Annotated in this window: 12 protein-coding genes; 4 read left to right on the plus strand and 8 right to left on the minus strand. The window is 41.6% G+C overall.

The window, feature by feature from the left end; genetic code table 11:
* Positions 1-29 precede the first annotated feature (29 nt).
* Both H6G26_RS09965 and H6G26_RS09970 read right to left on the minus strand, forming a co-directional pair.
* Positions 30-263, minus strand: coding sequence for a hypothetical protein (locus tag H6G26_RS09965; protein WP_242053652.1), 234 nt, complete (start codon positions 261-263; stop codon positions 30-32).
* A 193-nt stretch (positions 264-456) separates the two neighbouring features.
* Entirely contained in the window at positions 457-1,449 is a 993-nt protein-coding gene (locus tag H6G26_RS09970) for a cation diffusion facilitator family transporter (RefSeq protein WP_190729096.1), read from the minus strand.
* An 849-nt stretch (positions 1,450-2,298) separates the two neighbouring features.
* On the opposite strand from H6G26_RS09970, the gene H6G26_RS09975 reads away from it, so the two are divergent.
* Positions 2,299-2,847, plus strand: coding sequence for a PEP-CTERM sorting domain-containing protein (locus H6G26_RS09975; RefSeq protein WP_190729097.1), 549 nt, complete (start codon positions 2,299-2,301; stop codon positions 2,845-2,847).
* A 129-nt stretch (positions 2,848-2,976) separates the two neighbouring features.
* Here H6G26_RS09975 and H6G26_RS09980 read toward each other — a convergent pair whose 3' ends face one another.
* A complete protein-coding gene (locus H6G26_RS09980) occupies positions 2,977-5,139 on the minus strand; it encodes a PhoX family phosphatase (protein WP_190729098.1) in 2,163 nt (720 codons plus the stop codon).
* A gap of 505 nt (positions 5,140-5,644) precedes the next feature.
* Between H6G26_RS09980 and H6G26_RS09985 the strand changes: the two genes are divergently transcribed.
* The 3 genes from H6G26_RS09985 (at position 5,645) to H6G26_RS09995 (ending at position 8,459) form a co-directional block, all read left to right on the plus strand.
* Positions 5,645-6,610, plus strand: coding sequence for a glycosyltransferase (locus H6G26_RS09985; protein WP_190729196.1), 966 nt, complete (start codon positions 5,645-5,647; stop codon positions 6,608-6,610).
* A 273-nt stretch (positions 6,611-6,883) separates the two neighbouring features.
* A complete protein-coding gene (locus tag H6G26_RS09990; RefSeq protein ID WP_190729099.1) occupies positions 6,884-7,072 on the plus strand; it encodes a hypothetical protein in 189 nt (62 codons plus the stop codon).
* A gap of 535 nt (positions 7,073-7,607) precedes the next feature.
* A complete protein-coding gene (locus H6G26_RS09995; RefSeq protein WP_199326760.1) occupies positions 7,608-8,459 on the plus strand; it encodes a hypothetical protein in 852 nt (283 codons plus the stop codon).
* 374 nt (positions 8,460-8,833) lie between these two features.
* On the opposite strand, the gene recG is transcribed toward H6G26_RS09995, so the two are convergent.
* The 5 genes from recG to H6G26_RS10020 all read right to left on the minus strand — a co-directional run bounded on the left by recG (position 8,834) and on the right by H6G26_RS10020 (position 14,892).
* Entirely contained in the window at positions 8,834-11,329 is a 2,496-nt protein-coding gene (gene recG / locus H6G26_RS10000) for an ATP-dependent DNA helicase RecG (protein ID WP_190729100.1), read from the minus strand.
* A 70-nt stretch (positions 11,330-11,399) separates the two neighbouring features.
* Complete coding sequence (locus H6G26_RS10005) at positions 11,400-12,263, minus strand: hypothetical protein (protein ID WP_190729101.1); 864 nt, start codon at positions 12,261-12,263, stop codon at positions 11,400-11,402.
* 212 nt (positions 12,264-12,475) lie between these two features.
* Positions 12,476-13,420 carry a translation elongation factor Ts gene (gene tsf / locus H6G26_RS10010; protein WP_190729102.1) on the minus strand — a complete coding sequence of 315 codons (945 nt, stop codon included), beginning with the start codon at positions 13,418-13,420 and terminating at the stop codon, positions 12,476-12,478.
* Between the two features lie 262 nt (positions 13,421-13,682).
* The gene (gene rpsB / locus H6G26_RS10015; protein ID WP_190729103.1) at positions 13,683-14,477 is read right to left on the minus strand and encodes a 30S ribosomal protein S2; all 795 of its coding nucleotides are present in this window, start codon (positions 14,475-14,477) and stop codon (positions 13,683-13,685) included.
* A gap of 244 nt (positions 14,478-14,721) precedes the next feature.
* Positions 14,722-14,892, minus strand: a complete 171-nt coding sequence (locus H6G26_RS10020; RefSeq protein WP_190729104.1) for a hypothetical protein — start codon at positions 14,890-14,892, stop codon at positions 14,722-14,724.
* Between the last annotated feature and the right edge of the window lie 60 nt (positions 14,893-14,952).

Raw genomic sequence — 14,952 nt, forward strand, 5'->3', positions numbered from 1 at the left:
CTTAAAGTTAATTGAGCAAGTGTTAGCTGTTAATACTGATAAAAATTTGGTTCTAGATGACTAGCACCGAAGTCTGAGTATGTAGCAGTCACATCTGGCTGAGTGGAGGCTGTGGTATGACTTTGAGCAGTTGCTGGTTGTTGAGTTGAGGTTGCCAAGAACAACAAAGCTGCCATAACTAGACCAGATATAAACCAAGCCAAGGTGCGTTTGTACTGTTTCAGTAACGAAATCATTTTGGATTTTTGAATGAAACTCATCATCAGGAAACCTCTTAGTAAATAACCGAGTTGCAATCAGCGTAGGCGTAGCCTGTCGTAGACATCGCTATGCTTTGACAATTGCGATAATGCTAATAAGCATTATGTTTAAATAGCTTTTAAAAACCAAATATAGGTAGGCTAAATTCGCACAAATATTTTGGTATTTATAACGGTAATTAGTAAAATTATGTATTTAGCTATGTTCTAAGAGTGAATTCGTTTTACTTGCAGACAACATGAAAGCTAAATCTTGCTTAAACAAAGGATGAATTGGCAGCACTGAAGGGTTTGTACAGCTAGTTAGCTGTAAAGTTATCTCAGCAATATTAAAAGTTTTTCGGATGTGAGCTTCTAACTTATTGAGTAAGCGATCGCGTTCCTGGATAGTTGCAGATTCAACTGTCAAATTGGCACAAAGCATTACCTTATTTAAACTAATTGTCCAGATGTGGAGTTTTTCTAATTGGACAACGCCAGGAAAAGATTTGAGAGATATTTCTACCTCAACGGGGTTAATTGATTCCGGTGCATACTCCAAAAAAATCTTTAAACTTTCTTGCACTAAAGGTAAAGCACTTAAACCCGTAAAAGTTGCAACTACTAAACTAATTGCAACATCTGCCCACCACCAATCCCAGAAATGAACTGCTAAAGCAGCTATAATTACACCCACAGAACTAGCAGTATCAGCGATGACATGAAGCAAAGCTCCCCGCAGGTTTAAATCGTTGTGAGTGTGGGGATGAAGCAAAGTAATATTGAGCACATTGACGATTAAACCTAACACCGCAATTGCTAACATTGGTAAGCCCAAAATGGTTGCTGGATGTTGCCAGCGTTGAATAGCTTCCCATGTGACAAAAGTAGCGATCGCTAGCAAACCTAATCCATTCAGCAAAGCTGCTAAAACTTCGATCCGCTGATGTCCAAATGTTGCCTTTTTTTTAGCTGGTTTTTGTGCTAAAAAACTGGCAATTAGCGATATTGCTAAAGCTGCAATATCAGATAAAATATGTCCCGCATCCGCCTGTAGAGATAGACTTTGGCTCCATAAACCCACACTCCACTCAGCAACAAAAAAAACAGCAAGTAAACCTACTGTTACCCACAAAGTTTTTGCTTTTTGCTGATTATTAAATACTTTTACCTGATTCTCTGCACATCCACACCATTGAAGTAAAACCATTACTCAAAAGCCTTTTTGCAGTACAGTATTAGCTTCAAACATTCTCACCAGCCGTATCTGTGGTGAGTATGCTCTCAACTTTGAATGTATATCTTCAAATATTGTCTTTTAACAGCCTATGTTTAAAGACTTTTTTTTCATGCCTCTTTTATATTACTCACCAATCTTTTCTTAAAATCTATTTTGTTAGATTCAGAAATTTATGAATACTACACAAAATATATGCCTATAAAAAATCTATCTTACTTAATTTAAGAAATGGTAATGGTCTTGTTAAAAATCAAAAATTAAAGCATATTAATATTTACAATTTACAGTAATCATCATATTAACCATTAGTTACTAATTACACATAATTTTATTGGTAACTAAAACTTGGAATCGACCTATTATCCTCATTAAGAGGATGATAACCATTATCTTTTAAGCTCGTACTGATATAGACAATAAACACCTTTTGGGCAGGCGATATACCTCAATAAATACATATTGAGAATAAGAATCTTTTTTACGGATTTTTCTAACTTTTGAATAAAATTTTAAAGATTATGAGCTTCCAATTTGCATATTCACTTACTACTAATACGGTTCAGTGAATTATTTTCACCTGATTTCATAACAATTTGACAATAACAATACAAGGACTAAAGTCAGAGCCTTGAAACCTTTTGATACTGTGTAGATGGGTGAAATTGCTATTTTACAGAAAATTTATATACACGTGAGAAGCTTAAAGATTTTATAATGATAATCTTTTGTTTGATATTTCTTAACCTGTACGCAGTGGTTAAAAGCTTATTTAAGTGGAATTACAGGACTATTAATTTTTTTCCTTTGGAGTATTTTCTGATGAAATTAGCTATGAATCTTAGTATTGCTACCGTTGCAGCTGCCATTTCCGTTGCTGCTGTTGGTACTAAATCGGTGCAAGCTGCCTTGGTTAATTACGATTTCACTGTAAATGCCACATCTGGCGATAATCCCGGTCAGTATTTCGGCTCTTTTCAATACGATGACTCGACCTTAACCAATACAGGTCTTGAGACATTAGGAGTTGAGAATGGATTAGCAGTTGCATTCAACTATTTAGGTACTAATTATACACAGGTAGATGATAGTGATTTCGACAGTTTTCCTATAGCTAGCTTTAATAATGGCGAAATTTTGGGACTAAGCTATTTTGTTGCAGACCAGTTTGCGATCGCAAGTGATCCAAATACTCCAAATGTAGGAGGAAACAACTTTTATCTAATTGACCAATCAGTAAACACAACACAGGTAGGTACTGTAAGGTACGCTAAAGTACCCGAACCGTTAGCTGTTGGTGGTACGGCTATTGCTGGTGTTATGGGATTGTGGATGCAACGTAAGAAGAGGGCAACAAAAGTTGTGGGTTAATAGCTACAAGTAAATCACCTTACCCTTACCCATGTTTAGGGTTAAGGATTAAGGTGATCTAAAACTATTTAAGATACTGTAGTGTAGTGACAAAAGAGCGATCGCTAAATAAATCTATTCCTATCGTCTTTAAAGACCACCAACAACACCACCGTCATTTCGGGTAATCACTACCACTGATGAACGTGGGCGACCTGATGGGCCATACCCTTGGCTGTGAGGCCAATTGCTAGCGATCGTGGGATTCGAGGCATCCCCGCGATCGCCTGGGTGCTGGATGTTAATAAACATCGCTTTGCCATCGGGTGTGCTGGTAATACCAGTTACCTCACAATCCGTAGGGCTGGTTAAGAAGCGCCTAACTTGCTTAGTGTTGGGGTCAGCACACGACATGGTGTTGCTACCGATGTTTACTAAATCACCGATACCATCACCTGCGTGGTCGGTCTGAACCCAGAGGCGGCCGAAGTCGTCGAACCACAGACCATCTGGTGAACTTAAGTCGTCACCTTTAATGTTGCCCTGAAGATTTGGTTCGGGTCTAGTTTTGTCGCCAGCTTCAAAGAAAATATCCCATTTGAAGGTAGTTGCTGTAACACTGCGTCCATCTTCGCGCCAGCGAATGATGTGACCGTAACGGTTGTCAGGACGTGGGTTGGGAGGATTCACGGGAGGACGCGCACCGCCTGCTGCTGTTGTGCCGTCTGGCTGGTTAGAGGAAACTGGAGTTGTGCCCCGACGATTATTGTTGGTCAGTGTGCAGTAGACTTCAATCTCTTTATATCCGCCGATGCGAGGACGTACAGCTACCCACTCTGGGCGATCCATCATGGTTGCGCCGACGCGATCGCCAGCTTGTCTTGTCTTGACAAGCACCTCAGCTTGACTTCTGAAACCATTTTCTGGTGTCAAACCACGCTGACCGTAGACCAAAGGAATCCACTCACCAGTACCGTTGTCATTGAATTTGGCAACGTACAAAACACCGTTGTCGAGCAAATCGCGGTTGGCTGCACGATTTCTAGGATTGAAAGGTTGGGCACAAACGAACTTGTAGATATACTCGTTACGCTCGTCGTCACCCTGATAGAAAGCAACACGGTTATTGTCATCAACAACAACCTGAGCGCTCTCATGCTTGAACCGACCAAGGGCAGTGCGCTTGACTGGTTTGCTTTGCGGATCGTAGGGATCAATCTCAACCACCCAGCCGAATAAATGGGGTTCAAGTGGGTTGGTGCTGGCATTGAAGCGTGGATCAACCTCCGGCCAGCGATAGCTAGATGATGTTGAAACGCCGTACCGATTTTGTCCTGCCAGGATATCGGACTTTTCGATGCCTGGAATTGCAACTACATCTCGTGTAGGGTTAGCAAAGTAGCCGTTCCAGTTCTCTTCGCAGGTCAAGTAAGTACCCCAAGGAGTGTAGCCATTGGCGCAGTTGTTGAGCGTACCATAAGCGGTATAGCCGTCGTTCAATGTCCCGGTGTCAACAGAGCCAGTTGGCGTAATGTTAAACTTTTTCGATTTTAACAGTGCATTGCCAGCCGCAGGCCCCGATACTCGCATCTCGGTGTTGCCGGTAATGCGGCGACCATAAGACGAATTGCGATTGAAACTCCACTCATTGCCCTTCTTGGAAATTTCTACAACAGACACGCCATGAGCAGCCTGAGATTTACGTACTTTGGCAATTGTGACTACATCCAGACCATCAGGATGCAAAATTGATTCCTGGGTATATTCATGGTTCACGCACAGCAGACCAGTATTGATGGGCTTATTTACAAAGCCTCTAAGTGATCTTGTTTGTGAACTTACTGTCCGACCAACGACATTCCCTGGCTGTAAAGGGAAGTAGTACATGCCGTCATTGTGCATACCAAACTGCTTTTCTTGAGCAGCAGCATCCTGAGAGACATCTGGTAGCCAAGTTGGGCCACCAGGTGTGATCGGATCTCCCCAAGCAACTAATACTTTGGCTGTATAACCTTCAGGAACACTGACAAGATCCTTTTCCAGCAGTCCTGTAGCTGGGTTGAGTAGATTTGGTGGGATGCTCTTAAAGCCTATGCCAGCAAATCCCGTTCCCTTGGGTATTGGAGCTGCATCAACACTTTGAAGAAAGCCTCCGATGGAAACATCGCCCAGAACAGTTAGCACCGACGTACCCACAGCCGTCATGATGAACCGCCGCCGACTCAGACTAACGCGGTCAATCACATCACGAATTGACTCGTTACCAGATGGATTGAGGGTCAAATTGTTTTTAGGGTGAAAGCGTCCTTTCATTCTTTGTTCTCCACTTAAGGCTTATGAGGTTGCTAGTCAGTTCATCTCTTAATGAACATGAGTAATTCAGTAAAAATAAACTCTAAATATTTACAGAAATTACTTAGATATTTATTGGAAGTTGATGCATCTTTCACAGCTAATAAATAGCAGTGAATAACAGATTAAGGCTGGCTGATGCTGCTTACGCAAAGAAGATTTATGAAGTTTCTATTAATTTATGTACTAAGTGTTAACATCAGGTTATATATTGATTAATTTGAATTTATCAGTTGTTATTTTTTACGTAAAGATAAGCTTTCAAAGCACAAATACTTATAAGTTTCAAAGCAAAATAATATTTAACAGATATGCAAAAATTTAGATTTTCAGCTTTTAAACTTGGTAAATTTATATAGCTGTTTTTAAATGTCTAGCAAATATTGCATCATCAGCAGATTGACTACTTCCGCCGCTAGAACCAGATAAGGAACAGTGTCAGCGTCGCATCTGTCCTATGCTGAAGATGGATAGTGTTGTGGGTGAGACTGTGTTTTTCAGCGTTGTAATACCGACTTATAATCGCCAACCGATTTTAGAAAAGTGCCTCCGCGCCTTGGAGCTGCAGGAATTGAGTAAGCCAAGTTCGGTTACTAGTTACGAAATTGTCTTAGTGGATGATGGTTCTACTGATGGCACATTGGAGTGGTTAGCAGGACACAAAGAAGATTTTCCCCATGTGCGCTGGTTTCAGCAAGATCATGCTGGCCCAGCTGCGGCTCGGAATTTGGGGGTAGAACGGGCGCTAGGAGACACAATTATCTTTATTGATAGCGATTTAGTGGTGTTGGAAAATTTCTTGCAAGCTCACGCAGATGCGCTAGTGCAGGGAAAGGACAAATTTGGGAGCGATCGCTTTTTCACTTACGGTGCAGTTATCAATACTTGTAGTTTCGACAATCCAACTGCTGAACCCTACAAAGTCACAGATTTTTCAGCAGCTTTTTTTGCTACAGGAAATGTAGCAATCCCTAAGCATTGGCTAGAGAAAGCCGGACTTTTTGACACTAGTTTTCAACTCTATGGTTGGGAAGATTTAGAATTGGGTGTGCGACTCAAACAACTAGGTTTAAAACTAATTAAATGTCCGGAAGCTGTAGGATATCACTGGCATCCAGCATTTAACTTAGAGCAAATTCCCAGATTAATTGACCAAGAAATTCAACGCGGACGTATGGGAGTTTTGTTTTATCAAAAGCATCCAACATGGGAGGTGCGAATGATGATTCAAATGACTTGGTTGCATCGCTTACTTTGGGGTATTTTGTCACTCAATGGCTCACTTAATGAAAGGACAATGGCTCCATTGTTGCAATGGCTAATTAACTTAGGTAAACCTCAACTTGCTTTAGAAATTGCCCGAATTTTTCTTAACTGGTACAACGTGAAGGGTGTCTATGAAGCCTATGCTCAAATGCAACAAGCATTGTAATTCAACATTGAGGTGTAGACATGATCCGATTTTAATGTGACTTGAAATCAGCGATTTGTTCAACGCAATTGTACAACCTTGACTACCTAAAAACAGCTTTGCTTTTTATACTTAGTGTAATAAGCTACTTTTTTATCTAGAGGCGGAAAATCTTATGCATCAGGGCATTTAATAAATTTTAACCCTAAATCTAGAAAATAATCCGAAATACTTCGATTTGCATTTGAATTTTAATTATGTTATTGCCCCATAGATAACTGAGATGCGCCTCCTATGCCAAAGTACAGCGTTAGCGAAGTTTTAGAGATTATCAAAAATTTCACAGCCTCAGAAAAGTTGGAATTGCAACAGTCTTTACCTAGCGTTTTAGATACTATATCTACTGCTGCGAAACCTGTAAAATCCCATTCTCAGAATATTGAAGGGATCAACATTGGTCATGGGAACTCCGATATTGGATGAACCTATCCCACTATTCTAAAAATCCCTACTCCTTTTCGTAAAATGTGCTTGAAAACCTTAATTTTTCGTTTTCAGTTCTCAATAAGCTTAAGCTTTGTAGCACAAATATTATTAGTGGGATAGGTTCATTTAATCAGCTTCAGGTAGATCGGGGAAGCAGCGTCAATTAAAACAAAACTGAAGCTACTTTCTTGATTCTAATAACTGGTCTGAAAATGTTCGTTTTGACATTCAAGATTTGCAACAAACTGTGGAACTTCAAAAATCACGCCCATCTGAATCGGCTCCACAACCAATTATAGAACCAACTATAGAACCAACCCCTATTATTTATTAGTTGAATTCTAATTTATTTTATACAGACTCAGTCGTAAATACTGTTTCTCCCAACAATCTAAAAATTACAACCTTAATTATTAAATTAAAATCACATTGTCGTATGATGAAATTTAATCGATTCTGGAAGCAACTACATCATTTTACCCGACCAACTACTAGATTTTTGCTGCTCATAACTTTTAGCTGCACTCTAGTTGTGACATTTTTTTTAGCATCTTCAACAGCACAATTCTCCGCAGAACTGGAATCTTCTGGTGATATAGGGTGGGAGTTTGCAGGAAGTCGAGAACTTAACAAAGCATCCATTCAAGAAATTGAGTACGATGGTGAATGCCCAGGTAAAGACTTAGGCTCAATAAAAGCTTGGTTTACTTCTAGTAAAACTCCTCCAGCTCCTAAAAGACGTGTAGTTGTTAAAAATGTAACTAAAGGTTTGGAAAGCGATCCATATCCGTACACAGATAGAGAATACCAAAAGGGAAAATCTTCTGAAGGCACTCAAGTAGCTTTTGGAACAAAACATCGTGGTAGTAATTTCGCTGTTATGGAGGGTGAAAATGAATTTCAGTACGAGATTAAAGAGAATAAGAAAGTGATTGATTCTGGCTCATTTACAGCTGTAATTGATAAAAAACTTGATGTTAGACGCAGAGATGCTACAGTAACTAAAAATTCTGTTTGTTTTAACTCGGCTGTTGCTCTCAATGTATGCGCTGATATCCGAACTAAAACTGCATACACTTGTCCAAACAACAAGATTCTTCGCTCAATTTTTGAGCCAAATAATCCTGAGATTTATACAATTATCTCTAATCAAATGTTTGGTGAGATGGTATATGTCCTGAATGGAAATATACATACATTACGCCCAGGAGAAGAAAAAATATATACAGGTGAATATTTAAACATTCAGTTTAATTCAACTTGTAGAAGTGGTTGCAGCCCAACAACTCCATCCCAGTCACTGCAACCAGGTAAAAGATATCAATTTAAATCCTCTGGTATATCTGGTAGCAAAATTATTCAATTAGTTGATTTCCCTAGATAGAATCTAGCCAAATCCGGTTCGGATAAGATTATTTGCCTAGGGATAAGGATTGTAGAGACGTTCCAATGCAACGTCTCTACACACAATAACATCCTAACTATTAAAGACTTCCAGTTAAAAAACGTGAGCTCGACAAGTCTTATTTGACCTCTCCCCCAACCTTTCTCCGACACGGAGAGGGGAGCAAAAAGCTGAATTTTTCGTTGCTCCTCCCTTTCCGAAACGGAAAGGGAGGCTGAGGGGGAGAGGTTCATCGAACTCACGTTAAAAAAATATCCCATCCCTGCGGGACGCTTCGCGAACATAGGGGCGCAACGCCTTGCGCCCCTACCAATGTAAAAATAATTTGGAATAATTTATTTTTTGCAAGTCCCTTAAGTCAATATCGCCCCACCCATCAACCGTTCATACCGATACTTCAACTCTTCTTTCATCAAATACCAACGCTCTAAAGTTGCATCCATCTCTATTATTTTCTCTGCTGCTTGCCGCGCTAAAAGTAAAACTTCTTCATCTTCAACCAAGCTTGCCAATGTAAAATCTGGCACTCCAGATTGACGAGTTCCGAGTACTTGCCCAGGGCCGCGAAAACGCATATCCATCTCGGAGATGAAAAAGCCATCCTGAGATTGTTCCAACACCTTCAACCGTTGTTGAGCATCAGGACTTCTGGAACTGCTCATCAACAGACAATAAGACTGAGCCGCGCCACGACCGACACGCCCCCGCAGTTGGTGCAATTGCGATAAGCCAAATCGCTCTGCATTTTCAATGAGCATAACTGTAGCATTAGGTACGTCTACACCAACCTCGACAACGGTAGTGGAAACCAAAATTTGCGTTTGGTTATCACGAAATTTAGTAATCGCTTCATCCTTGTCGGCTGAACTCATACGACCGTGTAGCAGCCCTACTTGAAAGTCGGGAAAAACGCTTTCTTGTAGCTTTTGATGCTCCTCAGTCGCCGATCGCAGATCCAGTTTTTCTGATTCTTCCACCAAAGGCAAAACGACATAAACCTGTCTACCTTGGGCAATTTCTCGCCGGATGAGGTCGTAAGCATGGTTGCGTTGCTGCCCTGATAATACTGTTGTCTGAATTTTTTGTCGTCCTGGCGGTAACTCATCAATCTGGCTCACATCCAAATCCCCGTGTATTGTGAGTGCTAAGGTTCGGGGAATCGGGGTAGCTGTCATAGTTAACACATGGGGTTGCTCACCTTTTTGCTGTAAACGCGCCCGTTGTTCTACCCCAAAGCGATGCTGCTCATCAATCACCACTAATCCAAGTTGATGGAAGTTTACGGGGTCTTGAATCAGGGCATGAGTTCCCACTAACAGAGGTAATTCACCAGTTCCTAACTGAGAATGTATTTGTCTTCGTTTAGCAGTTTTAGTAGAACCTGTCAGTAATTCCACTGGTAAATGTAAGAGGTTAAACCAGCTAACTAACTTGCGATAATGCTGTTCTGCCAAAACTTCTGTGGGAGCCATCAGCGCCGCTTGATAGCCAGATTGAATTGCTGCGAGTATAGCTAGCACGGCGACAACTGTTTTACCAGAACCGACATCGCCTTGCACCAAACGATTCATTGGCACAGGTTTTTGTAAGTCATTAAGAATATCATTGAGAACTCGTTGCTGTGCGCCAGTGAGTTGAAAAGGCAGTATTTCGTGGAATTTCTCTACAAGTTGACCGCGTGGAACGAGGATGGCGCTGGTTTGAATCGCCCTTGCTTGCTGCTGACGTTGCAGTAACCCAAGTTGTAGATAGAAAAATTCATCAAAAACTAAGCGACGACGGGCAATTTGTAAGGCGGCGCTATCGCTGGGAAAATGGATATTAGCGATCGCATCTTTCAATTCCATCAAACCATACTTTTGTCGCAAACCACTTGGTAAAGGGTCTTTCAAGTTAGCCGCAGCAGGTAAAGCAGTTATTACCGCCTGTCGCACTGTATTCGCCATCACGCCTTCAGTCAGTCCATAAATTGGCACCACCCGCCCAATATTTAGCGACTCGATCGTATCTCCTGGATTTGCCAAAACCTCTAGTTCTGGATTATCCAGTGTCAAGCCGTATTTGCTTTCTTTTACCAACCCACACGCCGCTAAAATACTACCTACTGGATAACGACGTTTTAAACTTTCTTGCCAAGCGCGACTGCTAAAACGTGTGCCTGCGTAAAAACGACCAATTTTGATTTGACCACTGTTATCTTTTACAACCAGTTCCAAAATTGATAATTTCTGATTTTTAGGGCTGGTAAAGCAGTTGCAACGCTTCACTGTAGCCACTATTGTCACCGTTTCACCCGCCTGTAACTCGCGGATATTCACCTGACGCGCGTAATCAATGTGGTCACGAGGATAGTAGAAAAGCAAGTCGCGGACAGTGTGTAAACCAAGCCGTGCCAAATTATCAGCTTTTTTGAAGCCTATTTCTGGTAAATCGCTAAGTTTTTGGTCAATGTTCGGTGCAAGCCTCCGACTCACCTCAGAAACGATTTTTGATTTTTGATTTTTGATTTTTGATTGATAAGTTTTCCCTTGCTCCCCTGCTCCCCTGCTCCCCTGCTTCCCCTGCTCCCCCTGCTCCCCCTGCTGTAATTGGGAGAGATACCTACGAGTCTCTGCTACTAAATGTTGTCTTTCTTTCAGTGCCAGATGTGGATAACTAGCAAATTGCACCGCTAGTCCTTGCCAACGGCGGCGTTCAGTTTGGGGTAAGCCTGTTGGGAATTTGCCCAAAGTTAGGCTCAGAAATTCACTGAAGCGGTATTGTCTGCCCACTAAGTCTGTAAAGCCTCGTTCGGCTTCTATTGCCAAGGCTTTGTGCAATCTTATCCAATCTGGTTCTTCATTAGTCATTGGTCAATAGACATAGGAGTGAGGAGTTAGGAATAAATAACTCATAACTCATAATTCATAACTCATAACTTTATTCAAACCAACTAGCACGCCATGCAGCTTCAGCTTCTGCGATCGCTTTTTCTCGATGTTTCTTTTGATACTCTCGTCCTAGCTTGTTTAGCTGAACTAAAATACTGCGGATTTGCCTGCGCTCAGAGGAGAGTGCCACATCAGCAAATTCAATTTCTCCTAGCCGCAGGTTAATAGCCATGATTTGCGTCAGCCCGGAATCTTCTGACTGCTGCTCATTTTCAATTTCAATTACTAAGTTTAATAAGTTTGGTGGCCCTGGCATAGCCTCGGCAGATGCTTCTGATGCCGCAGCCGCCGCAGCCGCTAAAATCGGTTCTGGTAATTTTTTGGGTAATACCCCAGATTTTTGTAATAAAAGATTAGCATCATGGGAAAGTTTTTTCAGTATCTCTTGCGTGACCTCTTCTAAGTTCTGCTGCCATTTTGCCAGTTCTATAGGATTAGAGGTGTCGGCGGTGAAAGACTGAGAATTCGAGGTGTCGAGAAGTTCAGAAGATGTTACTTCCTTATTGCCCTCATCTTCGTCATCTTCGTCATCTTCGTCATCTTCGTCATCTCCCTTATCTACTTCAGCTTCCTGACTTTTAATACAAGCGAGCAATTGCTCTGCTGCAACTTGACCCAACTTGCGGATAGCTTGTTGCAATTGCTGGCGCTGATTTAATGATAAATGCAGAAAGTTTTCGGGATACCCTTGGGTACAAAGGTGGTAACTTGCCAGAATCAACTGTTTTCCTACAGATGATCCTAAGGTGTTTAGATAACTAGCATAAGCCCTTTGTAGTTCTACTGCGATCGCCCGAATCGCTTCTTTTAGTGCTGCAATATCTCGTTCAATTCGCTCGATTGCTCTTGCCATATCTTTTCATTCTTGTCCATGTGAACTATTGCATAGTACAAATGTACGAATTTATTTTATAGTAACTTCCCAAAGGTCTTTAGATTTTAAATTAAATGCGATATTTCGTGTATCCACTAAAAAAAACACAGGTCAGGCTATTTGCTTGACCTGTTTGTTAAAGAATCATTTGTCCTTAGTCCTTGGTAAAAACTAATGACCAATGACCAATATTACTTGCTGCCAATTTGTGCAGCGACTTCATCAGCAAAGCTCATCTCTTGTTTGTCAATGCCTTCGCCCAATATATAGCGGACAAAGCGAGTCACATTAATCTCTGTGCCTAATTGCGTCTTCGCTTGCTTCAAGAGGTCTTCGACGGAAATACTCTGATCGCGAATGTAAGGTTGATCGATCAAAGTCAATTCTTTCAGGCGTTTTTCAATCCGTCCCTGAACAATCTTTTCTTTGATGTTATCTGGCTTGTTGGCCAAATCATCCTTGCCCATTTCAATGTCTTTTTCCTTTTGGGCAATTTCGGCGGGGATTTGATCTACGCTCACATACTCGACATTTGGACAAGCCGCAACTTGCATTGCAGTGTTCCGTGCCAAGCTTTGAAACTCTGGATTAGCAGCTACTGATTCCGCTTGAGAACCCAGTTCTACTAATACACCAACTCGACCGCCAGTGTGAATGTAGCTGTCTACTACACCTGATGTGCCTTCTGCTAGTGCAAAATTGATAAAGCGACGCACTTGGATATTTTCACCAAGCGTAGCAATAGTTTGCTTGATAAATTCTTCTACAGTGGCGCTTGGACTATCAGCATAGGGTTGAGCCAATAAAGACTCAACATTATCAGCAGTTGCTGCTTGTTTTGCCAGGTTCTTAACTAAAGCTTTAAAAGCCTCGTTACGAGCTACAAAGTCAGTTTGACAGTTGACTTCGATAAGTACACCTACTCGACCACCGGGTTGAATGTAAGTGTCTACTAGACCTTCTGCCGCAATGCGATCGCTTTTTGCCCCTGCCTTAGAGATGCCCTTTTTCCGTAGCCAGTCGGCGGCTTCTTCTACATTGCCTTCAGTTTCTATCAGCGCCTTTTTGCAGTCCATCATGCCTGCACCAGTTTTTTGGCGTAGCTCTTGGACGAGTTTTGCAGATATTTCCGCCATGTTGCCTCAATTCCTAACTTGACCTCGAGTTGTAATTGCTCACCTAATTTAGTGGTGAGTGCTGAGTTTTGTTAGCGTTAGCGGGGCGTTTAGCCCGTGCTGAGTTTTGAGTGTTCAGTTATCAATTTTATTCTTCATTGACAAATCACAACTTACAACTTCAAAAATCAAGACTCAGCACTATCCAATTTGCTGAGTCTTTCTATCTTACTAAGCACTCAGCACTCTTCACGGGCTAAACCTTAGCTTTCCGCCAACACTACTATTCTTCTGTTTCCTCGTCGGGAATTACGGCATCAGTATATTCGGTTTCTTCGTAGTCATCGTCATACTCACTACCGTCGTAATCTTCGTAATCGTCTTCAACATCCAGCTGACCATGACGGCCCTCATAAATTGCATCCGCCAATTTTCCGACTATCAGCTTAATGGATCTGATAGCATCGTCGTTTGCGGGGATGGGGATATCTACTACATCTGGGTCACAGTTTGTATCCAACATGGACACAATGGGAATACTCAGCTTTTGGCATTCTTGAACTGCGTTATATTCCCGCCGTTGGTCTACGATTACCACAATATCGGGTACTTTCCGCATTGTTTTAATGCCGCCCAAGTATTTCTGAAGCTTCGTCATTTCCCGACGTAGCATTGATGCTTCTTTTTTCGGTAATAAATCTAGCGCGCCAGTTTCCTCACGGCGTTCTAAATCTTTTAGACGATCTACCCGTGTTTTGATGGTTGCCCAGTTGGTCAACATTCCGCCCAACCAGCGTTGGTTAATGTAATGGGAACCACAACGGCTGGCTTCTTGGGCGATAATTCCAGCTGCTTGGCGCTTGGTGCCAACAAAAAGAAACTTCTTCCCTTGTTCAGCGTGCGATCGCATGTAGTTGTAGGCATTATCCATCAACTGGGCAGTTTGCACCAAGTCGATAATATGCACACCATTGCGGGAAGTATAAATGTAAGGAGACATTTTTGGGTTCCAGCGCCGGGTCTGATGCCCGAAGTGAACCCCTGACTCCATCATTTGAGCCAATGAAACTACTGGCATATATTTTCTAACTCCTATTCGGGTTAAACCTCCATCCAAGTGCATTTCCCAACCGGGAAACACCCGAATTCTCAGATGTGCGAGATTAGTTAACCATACTAGGTTAGCACATTTGCAAAAGTTGTAGTTTGGTAAGGGTGATAAAATAGCGCCGCCCACTCAATAATAGGAACGCTATTCTTGTATTTAACTCAAAAATTACGAATTACGTAGCTTGCTTCTTGCTAGAGGCGAGGATTACGAATTACAAATCGCGGTCTTCTTGATCCTTAGGCTTGGGTTTTGGCCGCCGTTGTTCAATTTGCTCGTCGATAGTTTCTCTTATTTTTCGATCAGCAGCATCCATTGCAGAATACTTAAAGCGGTTGATTATGCCACTGAACAAGTTGCCAAAAAATCTTTCAATTTCTTGCATAATTTATACTTCAGTATTTAAAGGTAAATTCTTGACTCTACATTACATTGGTCTGGGATT

This window comes from Nostoc sp. FACHB-888 (assembly GCF_014696655.1).
Taxonomy (GTDB): Bacteria; Cyanobacteriota; Cyanobacteriia; order Cyanobacteriales; family Nostocaceae; genus Nostoc.